Source organism: Devosia aurantiaca (genome assembly GCF_011058215.1).
In the GTDB taxonomy this organism is placed as follows: Bacteria; Pseudomonadota; Alphaproteobacteria; order Rhizobiales; family Devosiaceae; genus Devosia; species Devosia aurantiaca.
Genome location: NZ_JAALFG010000002.1, coordinates 1 through 23,328, shown reverse-complemented (window position 1 = coordinate 23,328; position 23,328 = coordinate 1). Strand labels below are relative to the sequence as shown.

Below are 23,328 nucleotides of genomic sequence, written 5' to 3'. Positions count from 1 at the left end.
CGGTGATGTCAGAGTTCACTTGAGGCTCCTAGTGCGCAGCAGGCTCGGCTGCGTGCTCTTCGGCAGCCGGTTCCGCGCCAGCAACCGGCGCGACATAGTTCAAGGGTGCACGTTCATCGGCAAGATCGACGGCCGGGTTGCGGCCGATGTCCTGCGAATACTGCGCGACAAGGTTGTCGACAGCCGAAGCGGTCGTATCGAGGATCGGCGCCGGATAGAAACCGAAGACGATGGTGAGGACGATCAGCGGGTAGAGAACTACCTTTTCGCGGGTCGTCAGGTCTAGGATGCCTTTGAGGCTGTCCTTGGTCAGCGCGCCGAAGATCACCCGTCGATAAAGCCAGAGAGCGTAGCAGGCCGAGAAGATGACGCCGAAGGCGGCAAAGAAGGCCACCCAGGTGTTGACCTGGAAGACACCCATCATGGTGAGGAATTCACCGACGAAGCCCGATGTCCCCGGCAGGCCGACATTGGCCATGGTGAAGACCATGAAGGCAAAGGCATATTGCGGCATGCGCTCGACGAGGCCGCCATAGGCCGCGATTTCGCGGGTGTGCATGCGGTCATAAATGACGCCAACGCAAAGAAAGAGCGCGCCCGAGACGATGCCGTGGCTGATCATCTGGAACATGGCACCCTGGATGCCCAGGGCGTTGCCCGCAAAGATGCCCATGGTGACGAATCCCATATGGGCGACAGATGAATAGGCGATCAGCTTCTTGATGTCGGTCTGCACCAGGGCGACCAGCGAGGTCAGGATGATGGCGACAACCGAAAGGGTGAAGATGAAGGGCGCAAAGTTCGCCGAGGCTTCGGGGAACATGGGCAGCGAGAAGCGCAGGAAGCCGTAGCCGCCAAGCTTGAGCAGAATTGCGGCAAGGATAACCGAACCGGCGGTCGGCGCTTGCACGTGTGCTTCCGGCAGCCAGCGGTGGAACGGCCACATGGGCATCTTGACCGCCAGCGAGGCAAAGAAGGCGATCCACAGCCAAGGCTGCATGGCCACGGGGAAGTCGTGGGTCAGGAGGCGCGAAATGTCGGTCGTGCCGGCATCCCAATACATCGCCATCATGGCGACGAGCATGAAGACCGAACCAACAAAGGTATAGAAAAAGAACTTATAGGCGGCCTGGATGCGGGCGGAACCGCCCCAGATGCCGATGATCAGGAACATCGGCAGCAGCGTGCCTTCGAAGAAGACATAGAACATCGCCAGGTCGAGCGTCGTGAACACGCCGATCATCAGCGTTTCAAGGACGAGGAAGACAATCATGTATTCCTTGACGCGCAGGTCGACGTCCCAGCTCGCCAGAACGGCGAAGGGCATGAGCAGCGCGGTCAACACGACGAAGAGCACCGAGATGCCGTCGACGCCAACGCGATAGCCGATGCTCTCGCCGATCCAGGGCATGTTGACCACGAACTGGAAGCCGGCATTGGCCGGGTCGAAGCTCTGCCACAGTGCCAGGGAAAGCGCGAGAGTGACCAGCGTCACCGCAAGCGCGATCCAGCGGATGGCGTTGAGGGCGCTTTTGGGCGTCACCAGCAGCAGCGCTGCGCCGAGCGCGGGCAGCCAAGTGAGGATGGTGAGGATCGAATTGTCGAAATTCATCAGATCAATCCCCCGGCCGCGATGGCCCAGGTCAGGAGCGCCGCGATGCCGATCAGCATGGCGAAGGCATAGTGATAAAGATAACCGGACTGGAGCTTGACCACCCAGTTGGTGACGTTCTGGACGCGGCGGCCGAGACCTTCGGTGAAGGTCTGGTCGATGAGCTGGTCATCGAAGCCTTTCCACACCGCGCGGCCGATATAGAGCGCGGGCTTGACGAAGATCGTGTTGTAGAGCTCGTCGAAGTACCACTTGTTGAGCAGGAACTTGTAGAGCCCCGGATTGGTCGCGGCGATGCGGCCCGGCATTTCTGGACGACGGATATACATGATGTAGGCGGCGATGAAGCCGATGATCATGGCAAAGGTCGCGCTCCACTTGACCAGCCACGGCACATGGTGCGCCGCCTCGATGATCTCGTGGTCGACGACAATGGCGCCGGCGAAGAAGTGCTCGATGTGTTCGACCTCGTGGAAGAACATGCCGTAGAAGACCGCGCCGGCAAGCACCGCGCCGACGGCCAGCACATAGAGCGGCACCAGCATGACGTTTGGCGATTCATGGGCGTGGTCATAGGCGGAGCCATGGTGATGCGCATCGTCATGGCTGACGGCGGCATGCACATGGTCGTCGAGATTGCTGTCGTCGATCGGCTCGTGATGGGTTTCCGGATCCGAATGGGCCGGATCGGGATGAGTGGTATGGCTATGCTGCGCGTCGCGCGGCGAGCCGTGGAAGGTCAGGTGCACCAGGCGCCACGAATAGAAGCTCGTGAACATGGCGGCGATGACCAGAAGCCAAAAGGCAAAGCTGCCGATCTGGCCACCATAGGCATAGGCGCTCTCGATGATCGAGTCCTTGGAGAAGAAGCCGGCAAAACCAAAATTGGTGCCCGGAATGCCGACGCCGGTCAGCGCCAGCGTGCCGATCATCATCATCCAATAGGTGATGGGGATCTTCTTGCGGAGGCCACCCATGTTGCGCATGTCCTGCTCGTGGTGCATCGCGTGGATGACCGAGCCGGCGCCCAGGAACAAGAGCGCCTTGAAGAAGGCGTGGGTGAAGAGGTGGAAAACGCCGGCCGAATAGGCACCGGTGCCGAGGGCCACGAACATGTAGCCGAGCTGCGAACAGGTCGAATACGCGATGACGCGCTTGATGTCGTTCTGGACGAGGCCGACGGTTGCGGCAAAGAAAGCAGTGATGGCGCCGATGACGATGACGACGGTCAGCGCCACTTGTGAGGTTTCGAACAGCGGCGACAGGCGGGCGACCATGAAGACGCCGGCGGTCACCATGGTTGCGGCATGGATCAGCGCCGACACGGGCGTCGGGCCTTCCATGGCGTCCGGCAGCCAGGTGTGCAGCAGGAACTGCGCCGACTTGCCCATGGCACCCATGAAGAGCAGCAGGCAGACGACGGTCATGGCATCGACGTTCCAGGAAAGGAACCGGATGGTGGGAAGACCGGTGGTCGCAAAAGCATCGGCCGCTTCGAAGGCACCATCGAAGTCGATGTGACCGAGCACCAGGAAAGCGCCGAAGATGCCGAGGGCGAAGCCGAAGTCACCGACACGGTTGACGACGAAGGCCTTCATCGCGGCGGCGGTGGCCGAGGGACGCGTGTACCAGAAGCCGATCAGGAGATATGACGCGAGACCCACGCCTTCCCAGCCGAAGAACATCTGCAAGAAGTTGTCAGCCGTCACCAGCATCAGCATGGCGAAGGTAAAGAGCGAAAGGTAGGCGAAGAAGCGCGACCGGTGCGGGTCTTCGTTCATGTAGCCGATGGAATAAAGGTGAACGAGGGCCGAGACCGTGTTCACGACGACCAGCATGATGGCGGTGAGCGTATCGACGCGCAGGATCCAGCGCAGGTCCATGTCGCCGACCTGGATCCAGCGCATGACCTCGACCTTGACCACGGCGGCATGGCCGTCGCCGACCGCACCAACCAGGCCATCACCAAAGGCGACAGGCAGGAAGACGACCCAGCTCAGCACCGCAGCGATGATTAGGAGGCCGGTGGTGATGAACTCGGATGGCCGGTGGCCGATGCTGCGGCCGAGCAGGCCTGCGACGAGTGCCCCGACGAGGGGCAGGAAAACAATCGCCTGAATGATCATAGAGGGTGCCCCTTAACCCTTCATCTGGTTGGCGTCTTCAACCGCGATCGTGCCCCGATTGCGATAGAAGGTAACGAGGATGGCGAGACCGATAGCGGCCTCGGCAGCAGCAACGGTGAGGATCATCAGCGCAAAAACCTGACCCTGAAGGTCCTGCAGATGCGAGCTGAAGGCCACGAGGTTGAGGTTGACCGCCAGCAGGATCAATTCCACCGACATCAGGATGACGATGATGTTGCGGCGGTTGAGGAAGATGCCGAACACGCCCAGCGTGAACAGGATCGCCGCAACGGTCAGGTAGTGACCGAGCCCAATAACCGTACCGACCATTATTGCAGCCCCTCGCCGCTTTTGACTTTGACGACCTGGAGCGTGTCGGCCGGCATGCGGCCGAGTTGCGCTGCGGTGCTCTGGCGCTTTACGCCGGTGCGGTGACGCAGGGTCAGGACGATGGCACCGATCATGGCCACCAGGAGGATGGCTGCAGCGCCCTGGAACAGGAAGACATAGCGCGTGTAGAGCACGAGGCCGAGTGCGCGGGTATTGTCCATCGTGCCGTCGATCGGCAGCGACGATCCGCTCGCCGCATCGGGTGCGACGAGGAAACTACCGGCAACCAGCAGAAGCTCGAGCAGCAGCACGATGCCGACGACGATACCGACCGGCGCGTATTGCAGCATGCCGCGGCGCATGTCGGCGAAGTCGACGTCGAGCATCATGACGACGAAGAGGAACAGCACCGCGACGGCGCCGACATAGACGACGATCAGGATCAGCGCCAGGAACTCAGCGCCGGCCAGCATGAAGAGACCGGCGGCGTTGACGAAGGCCAGGATCAGGAACAGCACGGCATGGACGGGATTTCGCGAGGAAATCACCATGAAGGCCGAGGCGACCGTCACTGCCGAGAAGATGTAGAAGAAGAATAGTGGAAGGCTCATCCGTCTTCCCTCTTAGCGGTATGGCGCGTCGGCGGCGAGGTTGGACGCGAGTTCGCGTTCCCACCGGTCGCCGTTGGCCAAGAGCCGCTCTTTGTTGAAGTAGAGCTCTTCGCGCGTTTCGGTCGCAAACTCAAAGTTCGGGCCTTCGACGATGGCGTCTACCGGGCAAGCTTCCTGGCAGAAGCCGCAATAGATGCATTTCACCATGTCGATGTCGTAGCGCACGGTGCGGCGGGTGCCGTCGTTCTGGCGCGGGCCGGCTTCGATGGTGATGGCCTGGGCCGGGCAAATAGCTTCGCAGAGCTTACAGGCAATGCAGCGCTCTTCGCCGTTAGGATACCGGCGGAGGGCGTGTTCACCGCGAAAGCGCGGCGAGACCGGGCCCTTTTCAAAGGGGTAGTTCACCGTAGGCTTGGGGCTGAAGAAGTAGCGCATGGCCAGAAAGAAGGCCGAGACGAACTCGCGCAGCAGGAGGGTATTTACGACTTGTCCGACGCGCATCAGGCAACGCCTCCATGCCAGCCCCAGCCGGTGAGCTGAAGCACGAAAGCAACGATAATGACCATGATCAACGACAGCGGCAGGAAGAGCTTCCAGCCGATTCGCATCAGTTGGTCGTAGCGGTAGCGGGGCACGATGGACTTGGCCATGGCGAACATGAAGAAGACCAGCGTAACCTTGATGAAGAACCAGATGAGCCCCGGAATCCAGGTGAATGGTGGCAGGTCGATCGGCGACGTCCAGCCACCGAGGAACAGCACCGTGGTCATGGCGCACATCAGGAGGATCGAGATGTACTCGCCCAGCATGAACAGCAGGTAAGGCGTGGCCGAATACTCGGTCATGAAGCCGGCGACGAGTTCGGACTCGCCTTCCACCATGTCGAAGGGCGGGCGGTTGGTTTCGGCCAGAGCCGAAATGTAGAACACCACGAACATCGGGAAGAGTGGCAGCCAGAACCAGTTGAGGAAGGTCAGCCACGGCACGCCAATCGCATGGGCAAGGCCCATGTCGCGCTGCGCCAGAATGATGTCGTTGAGGTTGAGAGAGCCGACGCAGAGCAGCACGGTGATGATGACGAGGCCAATCGAGACTTCGTAGCTCACCATCTGCGCCGCAGAGCGGAGGGCGCCAAGGAACGGATATTTCGAGTTCGATGCCCAGCCGCCGATGATGACGCCATAGACGCCAAGCGAGGAGACGCCGAGGAGGTAGAGAATGCCGATATTGATGTTGGCCATGGCGCCGCCATCGAACACAGGCACCACGACCCAGCCAGCAAGCGCCAGCGTTGCGGTGATCAGCGGGGCGGCAAGGAACAGGATCTTGTCGGCTCCGGCCGGAATAATGGCTTCCTTGAAGACGAACTTCAAAAGGTCGGCGAAGGATTGCAGGAGGCCGAACGGACCGACGACGTTAGGTCCGCGACGCAGCTGCACCGCCGCCCAGACCTTGCGGTCGGCCAGGAGGATAAAGGCCGTGAAGATCAGGAGGCCAACAAGGAGAGCGAGCGCCTTATAGACAAACCCGATCTGGGTGCCCAAGCCAATGGCCGGGATCCCGAGCAGGTAGTCGAGGGCAGCGTTGATGAAGTCCATTATGCTCCCCTACTCCGCAGCTTGGCGCATGCCGGAGGCCATCGCAGCGCATTCGGCCATAACGGCAGATGCACGAGCGATCGGATTGCTGAGATAGAAGTCCGAAACCCGCGATTTGTAGGGCGCCGACTGGGTCTTGATCGCAGCGCCGGCCAGAGTCGCGAGATCGCCGACCGAGCCAGGCGTGATCTGATCGATGCGCGCCAGATGCGGGAATTCCGCATAGATGGCGCTGCGCAGCTGCGACAGCGAGTTATAGGGCAGCGGCTGGCCGATGACGCCGGACAGGGCGCGAATGATGGCCCAGTCTTCCTTGGCATCGCCGGGCGGGAATACGGCGCGGGTGGTTACCTGCACGCGACCTTCCGTGTTCACATAGGTGCCGGACTTTTCCGTGTAGGTCGCGCCCGGCAGGATGACATCGGCGCGGTTTGCGCCCTTGTCACCGTGCGAGCCGATATAGACCACAAAGGCATTGCCCATGGCCGAGGTGTCGTATTCGTCGGCGCCCAGCAAGATCAGGACGTCGAGCTCACCCCTGCCCGCCATGGCGATCTGGTCTGCAGAGCAGACGCCGCCATTGTGCGGCACAAAGCCGATATCGAGACCACCGACGCGGCTGGCGGCGTTGTGCAACAGCGCAAAGCCGTTCCAGCCTTCGGCAACATTGGCGCCGCTGGCGAGCTTGGCCGCCAAAGCAATGGTGTCGCGGCCAGCCTGCTTGCCGAGGCTGGCATGCGAGACCGCACCTTCGCCGACGATGATCAGCGGACGCTGGGCATTTGCAAGCGTATTTGCAAAGGCGCCGTTGCCCGCGGCGAGGTCGGCCAGCGTTTCGAAACCGGCGCCGAGATATTCATAAGGATAGGTCAGATCGGCCTGTTCGCCGATGACGGCCACAGGAATGCCCTTGGCGCGCCAAGTCTTGCGGATGCGGGCGTTCAGCACCGCGGCCTCGCGGCGCGGATTGGCGCCGATGATGAGGATGGCGTCGGCTTCTTCGATACCGGCAATGGTCGGATTGAAGAGATAGGCCGAGCGCGGCATGGACGGATCGATGCCGGACATGGCGGGACGCACATCGGTCATGCCCGAGCCGATCGAGGCCAGGAGACCCTTGAGCGCGTACATCTCTTCGACGGCAGAAAGGTCACCGGCGATGGCGCCAACGCGGTTGCCGGCCTGCTTGATGCGGGCGGCGACGGTGGCGAAAGCTTCGTCCCAAGTCGTGGACTGCAGGCGGCCATTCTTGCGCACATAGGGGCGGTCGAGACGCTGAGTCTTGAGGCCATCCCAATGGAAGCGGGTCTTGTCGGAGATCCACTCTTCGTTGATGGCTTCGTTGACGCGCGGCAGCACGCGCATCACTTCGCGGCCACGGGCATCGACGCGCACGGCTGAGCCCACGGCGTCCATGACGTCGATGCTCTCGGTCTTGCTCAATTCCCAAGGGCGAGCGTGGAAGGCATATGGCTTGGAAGTCAGCGCGCCGACCGGGCAAAGGTCGATGACATTGCCCTGGAGTTCGCTGGTGAGTGCGCGCTCGAGATATGGCGTGATCTCGGCATCTTCGCCACGGCCCAGTAGGCCGAGCTCGGAAATACCGGCGACTTCGGTGGTGAAACGGACGCAGCGCGTGCAGTGAATGCAGCGGTTCATCGAGGTCTTGATCAGCGGACCCATATACTTGTCTTCGACGGCGCGCTTGTTCTCGAAGAAACGCGAGCCGGAGACGCCATAGGCCATGGCCTGGTCCTGGAGATCGCATTCGCCGCCCTGATCGCAGATCGGGCAATCGAGCGGATGGTTGATCAGCAGGAATTCCATCACGCCTTCGCGGGCCTTTTTGACCATGGGCGTGTTGGTGAACATTTCAGGCGGCTCGCCGTTGGGGCCGGGACGCAAGTCCTTGACCGACATGGCGCAGGAGGCCTGCGGCTTTGGCGGGCCACCCTTCACTTCAACGAGGCACATGCGGCAATTGCCCGCGACCGACAGGCGATCGTGGTAGCAAAAGCGCGGGATCTCGGCGCCAGCGGCTTCGGCCGCCTGCATCAGGGTATAGTAGTCCGGAACTTCGACGAGCTGGCCGTCGACTTTGATATTGGCCATAAGCCTACTCCGCAGCGATCGACGGCACGGCGCCGTCGCTGGTGGACGAATATGTATACTGGTCGATCCGCTGTTCGATGACGTGGCGGAAGTTGCGGATCAGGCCCTGGATCGGCCATGCCGCAGCGTCGCCGAGGGCGCAGATGGTGTGGCCTTCAATTTGTTTGGTCACTTCGAACAGCATGTCGATTTCGCGCTTCTGGGCGCGGCCTTCGACCATGCGTTCCATGACGCGCATCATCCAGCCGGTGCCCTCGCGGCACGGCGTGCACTGGCCGCAGCTTTCGTGCTTGTAAAAGGCCGACAGGCGCCAGATGGCTTTGATGATGTCGGTGGACTTGTCCATGACGATGATCGCCGCCGTGCCCATCGAAGAGCCGACTTCGCGCAGGCCATCGAAATCATAGACGGCGTTCTGGATCTTTTCGCCTGGCACGCAAGGGACCGACGAACCGCCGGGGATCACGGCCAGGAGGTTATCCCAGCCGCCACGCACGCCGCCGCAATGCTTGTCGATGATGTCCTTGAAGCTTTCGCCCATGGCTTCTTCGAAGGTCGCCGGCCGGTTGACGTGGCCGGAGACGCACATGAGCTTGGTGCCGGTATTGTTGGCGCGGCCGATGGAAGCGAACCAGGCGCCCGAGCGGCGCAGGATCTCCGGGACGACGGCGATCGACTCGACGTTGTTGACGGTGGTCGGGTTGCCGTAAACGCCCATGCCGGCCGGGAATGGCGGCTTGAGGCGCGGTTGGCCCTTCTTGCCTTCAAGTGACTCCATCTGCGCGGTTTCTTCGCCGCAGATATAGGCGCCGGCGCCGTGATGAACGATGATGTCCAGGTCCCAGCCGTGAATATTGTCCTTGCCGATCAGTTTGGCGTCATAGGCTTCCTGGACGGCATGCTCGAGATGCTGGCGCTCGCGGATGAATTCGCCGCGGACATAGATGAAGGCCAGATGCGCATCCATGGCGCGGGCTGCGAGAAGGCAGCCCTCGACCAGATGGTGCGGATCGTGGCGCATGATCTCGCGATCCTTGCACGTGCCGGGCTCGGACTCGTCGGCGTTGACCAACAGATAGTGCGGACGGCCGTCGCTCACCTTGGGCATAAAGGTCCACTTGAGCGCGGTCGGGAAACCGGCGCCGCCGCGGCCTCGCAGGCCGGAGGCCTTGACCTCGTTGGTGATCCAGTCGCGCCCGGAGTCGATGAACTCCCTGGTGCCGGCCCAGGCGCCGCGTTGCCGCGCGCCAGCCAGCGTCCAGTCGTGCCGGCCATAAAGATTGGTGAAGATGCGATCCTTGTCAGCAAGCATCAGCGGGGATCCTTCCCAAATAGGCGGCGGTGTTCTTCGATGCCGCCACGCGCCAGCGCCTCGGCCTGGCCGACCCAGTTGTCACGCGAAACCCGACCGCGAAAATTGAGCGCGGTGTCGAGACGCGTGAGGTCTTCCGGACCGAACTTGGCGATCTGGTCATAGCGCGTGACGCCCAGGGCATTGAGCTTGGCTTCGATCACCGGACCGACGCCGGAAATCAGCTTGAGGTTGTCGGCAGTCCGTTGAGGACGTTCGAACAAGGGCGGCACGGCACCTGCGTCGAGCGTCGGGCTGACTTCCTTGGGATTGGCCTCCGGCGCCACGATTTCGGGCTTTACCGGTTCGGGCGACGTCGAGGTCCCGTCAGCGGCACGAGAAGTTGCCTGCTCCTTGCCGACCGCCTTGCCACCGTCGACCTTGGAGGCATCGGACTCGGCACCGGTGGAGCCTTCACGCATGGCCGTGTTGGGCGTGCCATCAGCCTTCGCAGCGACATCGGCAGCGACGCGTGCTTCTTCGGCCTTCGCCTGGCTGACCTTGGCGTCAGCCGGCGTACCCTTGATCGCAGGAGCGTTTTCCTCGGCGACATCGCGGGGCTTTGCAGCATTGGTGGGCGCCTGCGGAGCAGCGGGGCCGCAGGAGCTGCGGCCGGCGCAGCGGGAGCTTCCGGCGGGGCTGGTGGCACGAACTTTTCGCGCGTTGCAGTCGGGGTTTCCAGCAGCGTCGTCTCGCCGCCCTCGGGACCCGAGAACTGGCGGTCGATCTGTGGCCCCGGCTTGATGCTTGCGCCACTACCAGCGTGGAAAGCATCGATGATTTCTTCGAGGCGGGCCGGCGTCAGGTCTTCATAAGTGTCGTGGAAAATCGCCACCATGGGTGCGTTGACGCAAGCGCCGGCACACTCGACCTCTTCCCAAGACAGGGTGCCATCTTCGTTAAGATGGTGCGGGTCATGATGGATCTTGCTGCGGCAGACATTGATCAGGTCTTCAGCGCCGCGCAACATGCACGGCGTCGTGCCGCAAACCTGGACGTGGGCACGCGTGCCCACCGGCTGCAGTTGGAACTGCGTATAGAAGGTCGCCACTTCCAGCACGCGGATATAGGGCATGCCGAGCATTTCGGCGACCTTTTCAATGGTCGCGCGGGTCACCCAGCCGTCCTGATCCTGCGCGCGCATGAGCAGCGGGATCACGGCGGACTGCTGCCGGCCGGCCGGATAAAGCCCGATGCGCTTTTCGGCCCAGGCGGCGTTTTCAGCAGAAAAAGCGAAACTTGCCGGCTGCACCGACTCGTCTGCAAGGCGTCGCACAGTCATCAGCGATCAACCTCTCCGAACACAATATCGATCGATCCGAGGATCGCAGTGACGTCGGCCAGCATGTGGCCCTTGCAAAGATGGTCCATGGCGCTGAGATGGGCGAAGCCCGGCGCACGGATATGGCAGCGATAGGGCTTGTTGGTGCCATCGGACACGAGATAAACGCCGAACTCACCCTTGGGCGCTTCCACGGCGGCATAGATCTCTCCGGCCGGGACCTTGAAGCCTTCGGTGTAAAGCTTGAAGTGATGGATCAGCGCTTCCATCGACTGCTTCATCTCGCCGCGCTTGGGCGGAGCGACCTTGCCGTCGAGCGTCGCGATCGGGCCCTTGCCGTCTGGTGCGTTGAGCTTGGCGACGCACTGCTTCATGATTTCGTTGGCCTGGCGCATTTCTTCCATGCGGACCAGGTAGCGATCATAACAGTCGCCGTTCTTGCCGGTCGGAATGTCAAATTCCATTTCGGCATAAGCGTCGTAGGGCTGCGATTTGCGCAGGTCCCAGGCAGCGCCCGATGCGCGCACCATGACGCCGGAGAAGCCCCTGCCCCAGGCCTCTTCGAGCGGCACGACGCCAATATCGACATTGCGCTGCTTGAAAATGCGATTGCCGGTCAGCAACTGGTCGATGTCGTCCAAAGCCTTGGGAAACTGGTGGCAGAACGACTCGATGTCGTCGACAAGCGCCTGCGGCAGGTCCTGATGGACGCCACCGGGACGGAAGTAGGCCGCGTGCATGCGGGCGCCGGAAGCGCGCTCGTAGAACACCATGAGCTTTTCGCGCTGTTCGAAACCCCAAAGCGGGGGCGTCAGCGCGCCGATGTCCATGGCCTGCGTGGTCACGTTCATCAGGTGAGCCAAAAGGCGCCCGATTTCGGCATAAAGCACGCGGATCAGCTGCGCACGACGCGGGACTTCGATGCCCAGCATGCGCTCGATAGCGATCGCATAGGCATGTTCCTGGTTCATCGGCGCCACGTAATCGAGACGGTCGAAATATGGCAGGCCCTGGAGATAAGTCTTGGCTTCGATCAGCTTTTCGGTGCCGCGATGCAAGAGGCCGATATGCGGATCGACGCGCTCGACAAGCTCGCCATCCAGTTCAAGGATCATGCGCAGCACACCGTGCGCCGAGGGGTGCACGGGGCCGAAATTGAGAGTGAAGTTGCGAACGTCGACTTCAGCCATCAGTTCTTAGCCTTCTCGTCACCCGGCAGCACGTAATCCGTGCCTTCCCAAGGTGACAGGTAATCGAAAGAGCGGAATTCCTGGGCTAGCGCGACGGGCTCGTAGACCACGCGCCGGCGCTCTTCGTCGTAACGGACTTCGACAAAGCCGGTCATCGGGAAGTCTTTGCGCAGCGGATGCCCGTCAAAGCCGTAGTCGGTAAGGATCCGGCGCAGATCGGGATGACCGGAGAACAGCACGCCGAAGAGGTCGTAGACTTCTCGCTCGAACCAGTTTGCGCCGGGATAGATGTCGCAAATCGACGGAACCGGCGTTTCGTCATCGGCCTGAAGCTTGACGCGAACGCGATGGTTCAGGTGCGGGCTCAGGAAATGGTAGACGACGTCGAAGCGGAATTCGCGCGCCGGATAGTCCGCACCGCAAACATCGAGGAAGGCAATGAAGCGGCACTGCGGATCGTCACGCAGAAAGCGCGCGACCTCGGCAATCGAGTCGCGCTCGATGTTGATCGTGAGGTCACCGAAGGCCACCTCGAAATCAGTGACGGCGCTACCCAGATTGGTGGTGATATGCTCGCCCAGTGCGGTGAGGCGGTCGAGAACTGTGGCCTGATCCATGTCCCTGCCCTAGCGCTCGATGGTGCCGTCGCGGCGGATCTTCTTTGCAGCAACAGAATGCCGTAAAGAAGCGCTTCAGCGGTCGGCGGGCAGCCCGGGACATAGACGTCCACCGGCAGCACGCGGTCGCAACCGCGAACGACGGAATAGGAATAGTGGTAATAGCCGCCGCCGTTGGCGCAGGAGCCCATGGAAATGACGTAGCGCGGCTCCGGCATCTGGTCGTAGACCTTGCGCAGAGCAGGCGCCATCTTGTTGGTCAGCGTGCCAGCCACGATCAAGACGTCGGATTGGCGCGGCGACGCACGCGGCGCAGCACCGAAGCGCTCGACGTCGTAACGCGGCATCGACATCTGCATCATTTCGACGGCGCAACAGGCCAGGCCCGTCTGCATCCACATCAGCGAACCGGTGCGTGCCCAGGTGATGAGCTGTGCCACGGTCGTGACCATGAAGCCCTTGTCGGCCAGTTCATTGTTGACGCCGGTGAAGAACGGATCGTCGGCACCAACGGGCTTACCGGTCGCAGGATCAAGCGCACCGGTGGGGCGCGGCGTGACCAGAGGAGAAGAAGCGGTGCTCAATCCCATTCGAGAGCTCCCTTACGCCATTCATAGATAAAGCCGATGGTCAGCACGCCGAGGAAAATCATCATCGACCAGAAGCCGAACCAGCCCACATCCCGGAATGCGACGGCCCATGGAAACAGGAACGCGACTTCAAGATCGAAGATGATGAAGAGGATAGCGACCAGGTAAAAGCGGACATCGACCTTCATGCGGGCATCGCTGAACGCCTCGAATCCAGCTTCGAAGGCCGAAACCTTTTCCGGATCGGGACGCTTCACGGAAACCAGAAACGGCGCCACCAGCAAAGCCAGGGCGATAACAGCAGCAAGGCCGATAAAGAGGACAATCGGCAGGTAAGCGCTGAGCAAATCGTTCATGCGGCAGCCTAGTTTTCAGACGGCCAGAGCGGCCGATGGGCGTGCGGGAATCGATGCAATTGGGGCATGCGAACCGACACGGCGGTGATGGGCAACGGATTAGACCTAAGCATCAACCGTTTCAAGGGAAAGAAAACATGAGCGAAAACATCATGTAACAAGCTGGCGTGAACAAAGAAGGCAACCTGCCTTTGGCATGAATAACTCTGCTTTTTGCTGTGCCAAAAACCAAAACGGCGAACCGATCGCTCGGTCCGCCGCATTGGGTTGCAAGTTAGATAGTGGCGAGCATAGCCCGCCACACTGCAATCTTAGAAGTGGTAGAAGACGCCGACGGTTGCCTTGGCGGCTTCGAAGAAGTCGTCATCAGCGTCGTCGAACGAGCCAACGCCAACAACTTCACCACGAACCGACACAGCGTCGGTCACAGCGAACTCAACGCCGCCACCGAGCTGGTAGAGGCCAACGCTGTCGTCGCCATCGGTGGCAACGCCAACGCCACCGAGGGCGTAAACGAGGACGGAGTCGGTGACGACTGCGCCAGCGCGGAGGTTAGCGAAGAACTGACCCTGGTCGACGATGTCGTCGCCCCAGACGTAGTCGCCGGTGACTTCAACACCAACCAGGAACGGGTCGGCCGGGATGAAGTTCACGCCAACAGCAGCGCCGATAACGCCAGCGGCGTCAATGTCGTCAGCGAAGAAACCGCCGGCGCGGGCACCGACGTAGAGACCTTCCCAGTCAAAGCCGTACGATTCCATGATCGGCTGCGGAGTGGTCGGGATGATGAGGTCAGCAGCAGAGGCTGCGACCGAACCAATGGCGGCGAGCGAAACGCCGAGAAGAAGCTTGCGAATGATCATTTTTGCCTCACGCTAGATGTTCGATAAATTTGACAGATCAGAACCGGAGTCGCAACGCGCGGATGCCCTGTTTGGCCTTTGCCGATCCGATCTTTCGGGCAAGTGTCGCAAACATGCCACAATAACCAAAACGGCGAACCGATCGCTCGGTCCGCCGCATTGGGTTGCAAGTTAGATATTGGCGAGGCTAGCCCGCCACACTGCAATCTTAGAAGTGGTAGAAGACGCCGACGGTTGCCTTGGCGGCTTCGAAGAAGTCGTCATCAGCGTCGTCGAACGAGCCGATACCAACAACTTCACCACGAACCGACACAGCGTCGGTCACAGCGAACTCAACGCCGCCACCGAGCTGGTAGAGGCCAACGCTGTCGTCGCCATCGGTGGCAACGCCAACGCCACCGAGGGCGTAAACGAGAACGGAGTCGGTGACGACTGCGCCAGCGCGGAGGTTAGCGAAGAACTGACCCTGGTCGACGATGTCGTCGCCCCAAACGTAGTCGCCGGTCACTTCAACACCAACCAGGAACGGGTCGGCCGGGATGAAGTTCACGCCAACAGCGGCACCGATAACGCCAGCGGCGTCGATGTCGTCAGCGAAGAAACCGCCAGCGCGGGCACCAACGTAGAGGCCTTCCCAATCGAAGCCCGAAGCAGATGCGATGATCGGCTGCGGGGTGGTCGGGATGATGAGGTCGCGGCCTGAGCGCCACCAACCATCAGAGCTGCGGCGGAAACGCCGAGAACCAAAGAACGTACAAACATGCTTGCACTCCCAATAGAGTTAACCGTAGTCGAGCCGATAGATGCCTCAAGCTCCTGGGCCTGACAAGAGAGCCAAACGCCAAATTGGGCGGTTCGGCTAACGCACGGTGACCATTTGAAGGCACCTGTTGCAGGAATGTCCCGCAATTGGCTCATTTTGAAACAAATGCCCTTAGAAAGCGTCGGTTTGTTGGTTGTGCCGAGGTCGAATTCGGTCCTTCCGAACGAATAGCGAGTCGATTCTAAGTGCTTTGGTAAGGAGAAGGCCGCGAGCGACTGCCCGCGGCCACAGTAAGAGTCAGGCTGCTGGGAGCGTGCCGACAAGCACAGGGTCGGCGCGGAAGTGGTCCGGGAAGATTTGTTCGAGCGCTGCAACCTTGGGCAGGTCGTGGACGACGATATAGGGCCATTCCGGGTTCAGCGTCAGGAAGTCCTGATGATACTGCTCGGCAGGATAGAACGCCTTGAACTGTTCCAGCGTCGTAACGATCGGCCCTTCGAACAACCCAGCCGAGTCGAGCTGGGCGATATAGGCCTTGGCCACCGCCTCCTGATCCGGGCTCGTCACGAAAATGGTCGAGCGGTACTGCGTGCCGTGATCGGGACCCTGGTAATTAAGCTGCGTCGGGTTGTGAGCGACCGAGAAATAGATCTGCAAGAGCGTGCCGAAGCTGATCTGGCCTGGATCGTAGGTGATCTCGACAGTCTCGGCGTGTCCTGTGTCGCCCCGACCGGTTTGCTCATAGGTAGCCGTCTCGGCCGAACCACCGGAATAGCCCGACACTGCACTGGTCACGCCCTTGACGCGCTGGAACACGCCCTGAACGCCCCAGAAGCAGCCGCCGGCGAGAATGGCCTTTGCCGTGCTGCCGGTTTCGGTCAGGTCCTGCGCGGGCGACGGAATGACGACCGGCGCTTCCTGGGCAATGACTGGCCTCAGGCTTGCGACGAGCGGCAGGGCGGCAAGCCCAAGGAGAAGGGAACGGCGGTGAATGGGCATGATGACCTCGGCGCTGAATTGGCTAACGGCTTGTTCGCCCACTATGCGTCCGAAGTTACAGGCCGACAAACACTGTCACGCCACGGTGAAGCCTCAGCTTGCCTGAGACATCAGGCTGGCATTGCCCCCGGCGGCCGTCGTGTCGATGCAGACATGGCGCTCGAGCAGGAGCAGTCCAGCCTGATCTACCGCGGTTAGCAATGGCACGATCGGGCCGGAACGAGCGGCCAGCGCCGATCGAACGGCCTTGAGCCCTGCCCCGTCGCCAAAATAGGCGACGGCATCGAACGTCTCAACCAAACCATTTTCGAGCGTCGACAGAAGCGGCCGGCAACCGGCTTGCTCGGCCATCGCCTGCTGCGCCTCTAGGTGTTGCTCGGTAGGACCGAGGCACAGCACGACACCACGGCGCCCGAAATGCAGGACATTGCTTCGCCGGTCGGCCCCGGCATCACCATCGCAGCCGGGTCGACAGCGTGTGCGCCTTGCGTGAAGCGCGGGAGATAATGCGGGCCGCCAGCCTTGGGACCGGTGCCGGACAGCCCCTCGCCACCAAAGGGCTGCGATCCGACGACGGCACCGATCTGGTTGCGGTTGACGTAGATATTGCCAGCCCGGACGCTTCTGGAGAGCTGCCGCACGCGCGACGAGATCCGGGTGTGAAGCCCGAAGGTCAGCCCGTAGCCGCTGGCATTGATGGCGGTGACGACCTCATCGAGCTCGGCCGCTTTGAACGTCGCGACATGCAGTACCGGTCCAAAGATTTCCTCGCTGAGCTCCTCGATGCCGGCAATGCGCAACACCGCGGGCGCCACAAACGTGCCCTCTTCCGGCTCCGCCAGCTGATGGATCAGCTTTCCGGCCCGCGCATAGGTCTCGACATGCGTGAGGATTTTGGCGCGCGCCGCGGCGTCGATCACCGGACCGATATCGGTCGCGAGATTCCAAGGATTGCCAAGCCGCAGCTCGTTCATCGCGCCCTTCAGCATGTGCAGGGTGCGCTCGGCGGCGTCTTCCTGCACATAAAGAACGCGCAGCGCCGAACAGCGCTGGCCAGCGGACTGGAAAGCCGAGGCCAGAATATCGCGCACCGCCTGCTCAGGCAGAGCAGTCGAATCCACGATCATCGCGTTGAGACCGCCGGTTTCGGCGATCAAGGGTGCGGTGGGCGCCAGATTAGCGGCCATCGCGCAATCAATGCTGTGCGCGGTCGGCAGCGAGCCGGTGAAGACGACACCATTTACCGCCGGGTTTGAAACCAGTGCCTGCCCTACCTCCCCGCCGCCCGGCAGAAGCTGGACGGCATCGGCGGCGATGCCTGCTTCGTGCATCATCTGCACCGCGCGATAGGCAATCAGCGGCGTTTGCGGCGCCGGCTTGGCGAGCACGGCATTGCCGGCGACCAGAGCGGCAGCGATCTGGCCGGTAAAAATCGCCAGCGGAAAATTCCACGGCGAGATCGCGACGACCACGCCCAGCGGAGCCGCTGGAGCCTGCTGTTCGGCCTGCTCGGCGTAATAACGCAGGAAGTCGACCGCTTCGCGCACCTCGGCCACGGCATCGGCCCAAGTCTTTCCAGCCTCTCGCGCCAGCAGGGCAAACAGTTCGGCGCGGTTGGCCTCGTAGAGGTCGGCCGTGGCGCGCAGCAGGTCGGCACGCTTGCCCACCGGCACGCGTGACCAGTCCGAACCCCTCGCTGCGGCGATGGCCAAACTGACATCCTCGACTGCGGCTTCTGCCACGTTGCCGACATGATCTCGCCGATCAGCCGGGTTAATCACTGGCTTGGCGCCGCGCATCGCTGTCGGTCCGGCGAGGATTGGGCGCGCCTGCCACTGCGCTTTTTCGAAGGCATGACGAGCGTCATCCACCTCGCCAAAAGCGATGGGATCGGTAAGGTCGAGCCCTGCGGAGTTTCGCCGAGGCGCGCAAGATCGCTTGCGGCGCCGGAATGGCCGGATTGGCGATCGCTTCACCGAGAGCAAGGATCTTGCCGATCGGATCCTCGGCGACGGCGGACGCCGGAATGTGCTCGTCGGAGATCTGATAAACGAAGGAACCATTGGCGCCGTTTTCGAGCAGCCGCCGCACGAGATAGGCCAGAAGATCCTTGTGCGCCCCCACCGGCGCATAGATGCGCGTGCGCGTTCCGGCCGTGGTGCGCAGCACATCGTGCAGGCGCTCACCCATGCCGTGGAGGCGCTGGAATTCGTATGTTTCCGGCGTGCGTCCAGCCTCCTTCGCCAGATGCAGAACGGCAGCCGCGGTATGCGCATTGTGCGAGGCAAATTGCGGATAGATGCTCGGCGAGGCAAAGAGGCGACGCGCTGCCGCAAGATAGCTGATGTCGGTCGACGCCTTGCGGGTAAAGACCGGATAGCCATCCAGCCCCATGACCTGCGCACGCTTGATCTCGGCGTCCCAGTAGGCGCCCTTAACCAGCCGCACCATGATCCGCCGGTCAAGAGCGCTGGCGGTGGCCTCGAGCCAATCGATCAGCGGCAAGACGCGTTTGCCATAGGCCTGCACCACGACGCCAAAACCGTCCCAGCCTGCCAGTTCCGGCGTCGTCAGGACTTCGGCGATGATATCGAGCGACAGATCGAGGCGATCGGCCTCTTCGGCATCGATGTTGAAGCCCATATTGGCCTTCTTGGCCGCGATCGCGAGCTGGCGCGTGACCGCCACCAATTCGGTCATGACCCGCTTGCGCTGAGCGACCTCATAGCGCGGGTGGAGTGCAGAAAGCTTGATCGAAATGCCCGGATTGTCGCGCACCGACTTGGCGGTGCAATGCGGCGCCAGTCGCGCGATTGCCGAAGCATAGGCATCGAGATAGCGTGCCGCGTCCTCCGAGGTGCGGGCGGCCTCGCCCAGCATGTCGTAGGAGTAGCGATAGCCCAGCGCTTCGGGCTTGCGGGCATTGCTGGGCTTCCTGGATGGTACGGCCGAAGACGAACTGACTGCCTAAAAGCCGCATGGCTTGCGCAACGGCCGTCCGGATGACGGGCTCGCCGAGCCGAGCCACCGCGCGATGCAGCGCATTCTTTGGCCCGACTTCGGGCTCGCCCAAAACGTCCGATGTCAGGTTCAGCGCCCAGGACGAGAAATTGACCAGCGCGCTCGACGAGCCACCAAAATGGCTTTCCCAGTTGAGGCCACCGACCTTGTCGTGGATCAGCGCATCGACAGTCTGGGCGTCCGGCACGCGCAGAAGCGCTTCCGCCAGGGACATCAGGGCGACGCCTTCATCGGTCGCGAGCCCGTACTCGGCGAGAAACGACTCCATCAGCCCGAGGCGATTGCCGGCGCGCACCGTTTCCACCAGCGTTTCCGCGTGGGTCGAAATGGCCTCGCGATCCGCCTCTGTCAGGCCCGTTTCCGAAATGAGCTGGCGGACCAGACTGGCCTCATCGGCAAGATTCTTGGCGCGAAAAGCGAGACGTGCATCAGCAATGTCGGACAAGGAAGCGCTCCATGGCATGCCTTCTAAGGCACCTGAGCAATGCCAGAACGCTTGCAGGCGTTTCGCCTTTTCAGGCTGCCGCTGGTCACATTTCGCGTTATATTCGGCATGCAATTGCGGACGATCGCCTACACCATGAAGAATAACGACACTTTAGACCAGATCGACCAACACATCCTGGCTGAGCTGGCGCGCGACGCCCGCATCAGCGTGGCGGAACTCAGCCGTCGCGTGAACCTCAGCAAAACGCCCTGCCAGGCGCGGATCAACCGCCTCGAACAGGCAGGCTATATTCTCGGATATCGCGCGATTATCGATCCGGAGCGCCTGGGCAGGCCCCACGTCGCCTTCGTGGAAGTCAAGCTCAGCGATACCCGCAACGCGGCACTGGCGGCCTTCAACAAGGCGGTGCAGGCCATTCCCGAGATCGAACAGGCGCATATGATCGCTTCAAGCTTCGACTACCTGCTCAAGGTTCGCACGCAGGATATCGCCGAATATCGAGAGGTTCTGGGCGAAAAGATCAGCAGCCTGCCCCACATCGCCCATACCAGCACGCATGTTTCGATGGAGGCCGTCAAAGGCGACGCGCCGAGCCTGAAGTCCAAGACGGGCTAGACGCGGCGGGGCTGCCTCTGGGCACTTCAGCTCTTGCCAAGAATCGCGCGAGCCCTGGCAACCACCGGGGCATCGACCATGCGGCCATCGACCTCGAAGGCGCCATCTCTTTCGGCTGCGCGCTGCAGCACGCGATTGGCCCAGTCGCGCTGCGCTGCGCTCGGGCTGAAAGCCGCGTTGAGATGGGAACAAGACTGGGATGGACGCAGGTGGCGCCGTCAAAGCCATGCTGTGCGGCCTCCGCGCCGCGGCTCCGACCCCAGCTTGGTCCGAGTAATCAGCCGTGGATTGGAGCAACCCGAAGGAGAGCAGTCCCTGCTCCTTGGCGGCATAGTGAACCAGCAGTTTTGGCAGCCGCAGCACATCGGGTGTCGGTTCGGCGCCGAGCGACAAAGCCAGGTCTTCGCCGCCCACCGAGAGACCGAGCAGGCGCGGCGCCTTGACGATAACACGCGCATCCAGAACCGCCCCGATATCTTCCAGCAGGGCGACAAAGGTGATCGGCGGCCGTCCGGTCTCTGCACCCACTTTATCCAGGGCAGCGATCAGCTCGACAATGTCTTCGGCTCTTCGCACCTTGGGCACATACAGCGTTGCGGCCCCGGCGCGGCATGCTGCAGCCGCGTCTTCGACAACTCTTTCGCCGCTGTTGATGCGCACGAAGACGCTTGCCCCGTTGCGACCGACAGCTTTGACGGTCTCCAGCAAATGCTCTCGTGCCTGATCCTTGGCATCTTCCGGAACAGCGTCCTCGAGGTCGAGGATGATCGCATCGGCGCCGCGCTCATGCGCCTTGGCAAGAAAGCGCTCGGAATGCGCCGGGACGTAGAGCAGCGAGCGGATCATGGGGCTTCCAAAGTGCGTGGATCGATCCCGGCTTCGCGCAAGATCTCGGCCGTGTGTTCGCCCAGGCCAGGCGCTTGCCGGCGCCAAATGCCGGGCGTTTCGGAAAGGCGCGGGACGATGTCGTGCATGGGCAGGGTGCCGAAGCCATCATCCTCGGCATCGACGATGATTTCACGCTCATGAAAATGCTCATCAGCCATGGCATCGGCGATGTTGTAGACCGGGCCGACCGTGGCGCCCGCTGCACGCATCGTCGACAGAGCCTCTTCGCTGCTGCGGGTGGCAAACCACGCGCCGATCGCCGCGTCGACAAGGCCGCGGTTCTTCACGCGGTCGGAATTGGTGGCAAAGCGGAGATCGCCGTTCATGTCCGAACGGCCGATGACCTCGAAAATGCGCCTGGCCACGGCTGGGGTCGACCCGGACAGTGCCAGATATTTTCCGTCGGCGCACTGGTAGACATTGCGGGGCGAGGCCGTGTTGGAGGCGCTGCCGACCGTTGCTTGATCTTGCCTGTCACGGCATGGATGGCAGCCTCCGGGCCGAGCACGGAGAACATCGGCTCCAGCAAGGACAAGTCGATGACCTGCCCGCGCGCCCTGCCCGTCTGGCGCGCATAAAGCGCCATCATCGTCGCCGACGCCCCATAGATGCCGGCGATCATATCGGCCAGCGCCAGGGGTGGCAGCACCGGCTCGCGATCCGGGAAGCCCGTGCGATCGGCAAAACCGCTCATTGCTTCGACAATGGTGCCAAAGCCCGGCAGCTGAGAATACGGGCCAGTCTGGCCGAAGCCGGAAATCCGGACGACGATCAGGTCGGGGTTGCGCTGCAACAGCTTATCAGGCGCCAGGCCCATCTTCTCCAGCGTGCCGGGCCGGAAATTCTCGATGAAGACATCTGCCGTATCGACCAGCTGCCAAAGCGCTTCCATCGCCGACGGCTGGCGCAGGTTGAGCATGACCGAGCGCTTGTTGCGCCCATAGGTCTTCCAGAACAGAGAGTGCCCGTCGTCCTTCCAGTCGCGCAATGGGTCGCCCTCGGGAGGCTCGATCTTGACGACGTCTGCGCCAAAATCAGCCAGCTGGAGGCTCAGCATATTGCCAGCCATCAGCCGCGACAGGTCAAGCACGCGAATGCCGTCAAGGGGTCCGGTAGCGGTGGGATCAAAGCGCCTCGTCGCAAAACTCACCGCAGCCGAAGCCCCGTTGCCTTGTCGAAGACGAAGAGCTTTTGCGGGTCGATCACGAGGTTGATCTGTTCACCCGGCGACAACAGCGCGTGGTCGCGCACGACAATGGAAATGTCCTCGCCGCCGACACGGGCCAGCACTTCCTGTGCGTCGCCGGTGGGCTCGACCACGACCACTTCCGCAGGCACGCCCTCGGACCCGAGCGTGATGTGCTGCGGGCGCACGCCGTAGACGATCTCGGTGCCCGCAGCAGTGTCGAGCGGCGTACCGAGCGGCATCGACTGGCCACCCTTCAGCGCGACCGCTGTCTTGCAGCAGGCGCACAGGTCGGCCCGGTCTACAACATCGCGATGCCATGGCTGATGAGCATTTTCATGAGCGTGAATCATCGTCGATGCCGAGGATGATGGCTTCGGCACCCTGCCCATGCGGCCTGCCCTTTCCGAAACGCCCGGCATTTGGCGCCGGCAAGCGCCTGGGCTGGGCCGAAGATCTTGCGCGAAGTCGATCCACGCGCTGGAAGCCCCGCGGTCCGCTCGCTGCGTCCCGGCGATCCAGAAGCATGGTGACCTCGGGCGATGCCAGGACACGAAGGCGACCGTCGTCTGGCTAAGCATCTGCGTGCGCATCAGCTGGCGCGTGTCAGGCTGCGACTGCAGCATCGCGCCAGCCCAGGTGAAACCAGCGATCGCTGCCCTGGATGGTGCAAGCCGGAACGTCCTGCTGCGCGATCAGGCTGCGCCTCTGAACGCGACTGCCGCAAAACTCTGCTGATTCCGCCAGTTTCTTCATTGCTCAATCACGGC

General features: G+C 62.1%; 18 protein-coding genes and 5 pseudogenes. 1 reads left to right on the top strand and 22 read right to left on the bottom strand.

All coding sequences use genetic code 11. The features are described from left to right. Window positions 1-28 precede the first annotated feature (28 nt). The 19 genes and pseudogenes from G5575_RS07510 to putA all read right to left on the bottom strand — a co-directional run. Complete coding sequence (locus tag G5575_RS07510; RefSeq protein WP_164533797.1) at window positions 29-1,612, bottom strand: NADH-quinone oxidoreductase subunit M; 1,584 nt, start codon at window positions 1,610-1,612, stop codon at window positions 29-31. Continuing rightward, window positions 1,612-3,738: an NADH-quinone oxidoreductase subunit L gene (gene nuoL / locus G5575_RS07505; RefSeq protein WP_164533796.1), complete on the bottom strand. Its 2,127-nt coding sequence runs from the start codon at window positions 3,736-3,738 to the stop codon at window positions 1,612-1,614. Before nuoL ends, G5575_RS07510 begins: the two co-directional genes overlap by 1 nt. Window positions 3,739-3,750: 12 nt before the next feature. After that, window positions 3,751-4,068: an NADH-quinone oxidoreductase subunit NuoK gene (nuoK, locus tag G5575_RS07500; RefSeq protein WP_164533795.1), complete on the bottom strand. Its 318-nt coding sequence runs from the start codon at window positions 4,066-4,068 to the stop codon at window positions 3,751-3,753. Further along, a complete protein-coding gene (locus G5575_RS07495) occupies window positions 4,068-4,679 on the bottom strand; it encodes an NADH-quinone oxidoreductase subunit J (protein ID WP_164533794.1) in 612 nt (203 codons plus the stop codon). The genes nuoK and G5575_RS07495 overlap by 1 nt, the downstream gene beginning before the upstream one ends. Window positions 4,680-4,691: 12 nt before the next feature. Next, on the bottom strand, window positions 4,692-5,180 hold the full coding sequence (gene nuoI / locus G5575_RS07490; RefSeq protein WP_164533793.1) for an NADH-quinone oxidoreductase subunit NuoI: 489 nt from the start codon (window positions 5,178-5,180) through the stop codon (window positions 4,692-4,694). Beyond that, complete coding sequence (nuoH, locus tag G5575_RS07485; protein ID WP_164533792.1) at window positions 5,180-6,277, bottom strand: NADH-quinone oxidoreductase subunit NuoH; 1,098 nt, start codon at window positions 6,275-6,277, stop codon at window positions 5,180-5,182. Before nuoH ends, nuoI begins: the two co-directional genes overlap by 1 nt. 9 nt (window positions 6,278-6,286) lie before the next feature. Beyond that, window positions 6,287-8,389, bottom strand: a complete 2,103-nt coding sequence (gene nuoG / locus G5575_RS07480; protein ID WP_164533791.1) for an NADH-quinone oxidoreductase subunit NuoG — start codon at window positions 8,387-8,389, stop codon at window positions 6,287-6,289. A 4-nt stretch (window positions 8,390-8,393) separates the two neighbouring features. After that, the gene (gene nuoF / locus G5575_RS07475; RefSeq protein ID WP_164533790.1) at window positions 8,394-9,701 is read right to left on the bottom strand and encodes an NADH-quinone oxidoreductase subunit NuoF; all 1,308 of its coding nucleotides are present in this window, start codon (window positions 9,699-9,701) and stop codon (window positions 8,394-8,396) included. Beyond that, window positions 9,701-10,027 carry a hypothetical protein gene (locus G5575_RS21640; RefSeq protein ID WP_207633060.1) on the bottom strand — a complete coding sequence of 109 codons (327 nt, stop codon included), beginning with the start codon at window positions 10,025-10,027 and terminating at the stop codon, window positions 9,701-9,703. The genes nuoF and G5575_RS21640 overlap by 1 nt, the downstream gene beginning before the upstream one ends. Before the next feature lie 87 nt (window positions 10,028-10,114). Continuing rightward, window positions 10,115-11,022 (bottom strand): annotated as a pseudogene (gene nuoE / locus G5575_RS21635) (NADH-quinone oxidoreductase subunit NuoE); the annotation flags it as partial. Beyond that, window positions 11,022-12,212 (bottom strand): NADH-quinone oxidoreductase subunit D, encoded by a 1,191-nt coding sequence (locus G5575_RS07465; protein WP_164533789.1) that lies wholly within the window; start codon window positions 12,210-12,212, stop codon window positions 11,022-11,024. The gene G5575_RS07465 and the pseudogene nuoE, both read right to left, overlap by 1 nt. Further along, complete coding sequence (locus tag G5575_RS07460; protein ID WP_164533788.1) at window positions 12,212-12,829, bottom strand: NADH-quinone oxidoreductase subunit C; 618 nt, start codon at window positions 12,827-12,829, stop codon at window positions 12,212-12,214. Before G5575_RS07460 ends, G5575_RS07465 begins: the two co-directional genes overlap by 1 nt. Before the next feature lie 9 nt (window positions 12,830-12,838). Beyond that, window positions 12,839-13,419 (bottom strand): annotated as a pseudogene (locus G5575_RS07455) (NuoB/complex I 20 kDa subunit family protein). Then, window positions 13,410-13,775: an NADH-quinone oxidoreductase subunit A gene (locus tag G5575_RS07450; protein ID WP_164533787.1), complete on the bottom strand. Its 366-nt coding sequence runs from the start codon at window positions 13,773-13,775 to the stop codon at window positions 13,410-13,412. The pseudogene G5575_RS07455 and the gene G5575_RS07450 overlap by 10 nt, the downstream one beginning before the upstream one ends. Before the next feature lie 311 nt (window positions 13,776-14,086). After that, complete coding sequence (locus G5575_RS07445; protein ID WP_164533786.1) at window positions 14,087-14,638, bottom strand: outer membrane protein; 552 nt, start codon at window positions 14,636-14,638, stop codon at window positions 14,087-14,089. 208 nt (window positions 14,639-14,846) lie between these two features. Further along, window positions 14,847-15,188: an outer membrane protein gene (locus G5575_RS07440; protein WP_164533785.1), complete on the bottom strand. Its 342-nt coding sequence runs from the start codon at window positions 15,186-15,188 to the stop codon at window positions 14,847-14,849. Between the two features lie 510 nt (window positions 15,189-15,698). Beyond that, a complete protein-coding gene (msrA, locus tag G5575_RS07435; RefSeq protein ID WP_164534712.1) occupies window positions 15,699-16,400 on the bottom strand; it encodes a peptide-methionine (S)-S-oxide reductase MsrA in 702 nt (233 codons plus the stop codon). A 93-nt stretch (window positions 16,401-16,493) separates the two neighbouring features. Next, complete coding sequence (locus tag G5575_RS22485) at window positions 16,494-16,751, bottom strand: hypothetical protein (RefSeq protein WP_328765922.1); 258 nt, start codon at window positions 16,749-16,751, stop codon at window positions 16,494-16,496. 122 nt (window positions 16,752-16,873) lie between these two features. Next, window positions 16,874-19,884, bottom strand: a pseudogene (gene putA, locus G5575_RS22155) (bifunctional proline dehydrogenase/L-glutamate gamma-semialdehyde dehydrogenase PutA); the annotation flags it as partial. A gap of 117 nt (window positions 19,885-20,001) precedes the next feature. Between putA and G5575_RS07425 the strand changes: the two are divergent. Further along, window positions 20,002-20,484, top strand: coding sequence for an Lrp/AsnC family transcriptional regulator (locus G5575_RS07425; protein WP_207633121.1), 483 nt, complete (start codon window positions 20,002-20,004; stop codon window positions 20,482-20,484). Between the two features lie 336 nt (window positions 20,485-20,820). Here the strand turns inward: G5575_RS07425 and G5575_RS20205 are convergent. The 3 genes and pseudogenes from G5575_RS20205 to G5575_RS07410 form a co-directional block, all read right to left on the bottom strand. After that, window positions 20,821-21,330 (bottom strand): annotated as a pseudogene (locus G5575_RS20205) (HpcH/HpaI aldolase/citrate lyase family protein); the annotation flags it as partial. Next, a pseudogene (locus G5575_RS07415) lies at window positions 21,327-22,429 on the bottom strand (CaiB/BaiF CoA transferase family protein). The pseudogenes G5575_RS20205 and G5575_RS07415, both read right to left, overlap by 4 nt. An 89-nt stretch (window positions 22,430-22,518) precedes the next feature. After that, window positions 22,519-22,800: a TOBE domain-containing protein gene (locus G5575_RS07410; RefSeq protein ID WP_164533784.1), complete on the bottom strand. Its 282-nt coding sequence runs from the start codon at window positions 22,798-22,800 to the stop codon at window positions 22,519-22,521. Window positions 22,801-23,328: the final 528 nt, after the last annotated feature.

Coding starts and splice junctions, on each gene's coding strand:
- G5575_RS07510 (WP_164533797.1), bottom strand. CDS start 1,612: ATGAATTTCGACAATTCGATCCTCACCATCCTCACTTGGCTGCCCGCG.
- nuoL (WP_164533796.1), bottom strand. CDS start 3,738: ATGATCATTCAGGCGATTGTTTTCCTGCCCCTCGTCGGGGCACTCGTC.
- nuoK (WP_164533795.1), bottom strand. CDS start 4,068: ATGGTCGGTACGGTTATTGGGCTCGGTCACTACCTGACCGTTGCGGCG.
- G5575_RS07495 (WP_164533794.1), bottom strand. CDS start 4,679: ATGAGCCTTCCACTATTCTTCTTCTACATCTTCTCGGCAGTGACGGTC.
- nuoI (WP_164533793.1), bottom strand. CDS start 5,180: ATGCGCGTCGGACAAGTCGTAAATACCCTCCTGCTGCGCGAGTTCGTC.
- nuoH (WP_164533792.1), bottom strand. CDS start 6,277: ATGGACTTCATCAACGCTGCCCTCGACTACCTGCTCGGGATCCCGGCC.
- nuoG (WP_164533791.1), bottom strand. CDS start 8,389: ATGGCCAATATCAAAGTCGACGGCCAGCTCGTCGAAGTTCCGGACTAC.
- nuoF (WP_164533790.1), bottom strand. CDS start 9,701: ATGCTTGCTGACAAGGATCGCATCTTCACCAATCTTTATGGCCGGCAC.
- G5575_RS07465 (WP_164533789.1), bottom strand. CDS start 12,212: ATGGCTGAAGTCGACGTTCGCAACTTCACTCTCAATTTCGGCCCCGTG.
- G5575_RS07460 (WP_164533788.1), bottom strand. CDS start 12,829: ATGGATCAGGCCACAGTTCTCGACCGCCTCACCGCACTGGGCGAGCAT.
- G5575_RS07450 (WP_164533787.1), bottom strand. CDS start 13,775: ATGAACGATTTGCTCAGCGCTTACCTGCCGATTGTCCTCTTTATCGGC.
- G5575_RS07445 (WP_164533786.1), bottom strand. CDS start 14,638: ATGATCATTCGCAAGCTTCTTCTCGGCGTTTCGCTCGCCGCCATTGGT.
- msrA (WP_164534712.1), bottom strand. CDS start 16,400: ATGCCCATTCACCGCCGTTCCCTTCTCCTTGGGCTTGCCGCCCTGCCG.
- G5575_RS22485 (WP_328765922.1), bottom strand. CDS start 16,751: ATGGCCGAGCAAGCCGGTTGCCGGCCGCTTCTGTCGACGCTCGAAAAT.
- G5575_RS07425 (WP_207633121.1), top strand. CDS start 20,002: ATGAAGAATAACGACACTTTAGACCAGATCGACCAACACATCCTGGCT.
- G5575_RS07410 (WP_164533784.1), bottom strand. CDS start 22,800: ATGCCGCTCGGTACGCCGCTCGACACTGCTGCGGGCACCGAGATCGTC.